The organism is Actinoplanes sp. NBRC 103695, from assembly GCF_030269485.1.
Lineage (GTDB): Bacteria > Actinomycetota > Actinomycetes > Mycobacteriales > Micromonosporaceae > Actinoplanes.
This window is the reverse complement of record NZ_BSTL01000135.1, coordinates 1-407: the sequence shown is the minus strand read 5'-3', so window position 1 is coordinate 407 and position 407 is coordinate 1. Positions and strand designations below refer to the sequence as shown.

Sequence of the window (407 nt, the reverse complement as noted above, 5' to 3'; positions counted from 1 at the left end):
GCGCTGATCGGGGTGGACAGGCTGGTGGCGTTGTAGGCGCGGGCGCCTTCCAGGCCTTCCAGCACGTCTTCCTCGGTGACGCCGAGGTGTACGGCGATGTCGGCCACTGTCGGGGAGCGGCCGAGGCTGTGGGTGAGGGTGGCGTTGGCCTCGGTGATCTGCAGGCGTAGTTCCTGCAGGCGCCGCGGTACCCGGATGGACCAGGTGCGGTCGCGGAAGTGGCGCTTGATCTCGCCGATGATGGTGGGGATGGCGTAGCCGGCGAAGTCGACGCCGCGTTCGGGGTCGAACTTGTCGACCGCTTTGATCAGGCCGACGTTCGCGGTCTGGATCAGGTCGTCGGTGGGCTCGCCGCGGCCGGAGTAGCGGTGGGCGAGGTGACGGGCCAGAGGCAACCACGCCTCGAT

1 protein-coding gene is annotated in these 407 nt (G+C 68.8%); it reads right to left on the bottom strand.

What is annotated here, in order from left to right; all coding sequences use genetic code 11:
* Window positions 1-407, bottom strand: a 407-nt coding sequence (locus QSK31_RS48590; protein WP_285692010.1) for a sigma-70 family RNA polymerase sigma factor, incomplete at both ends; no start/stop codon positions are given.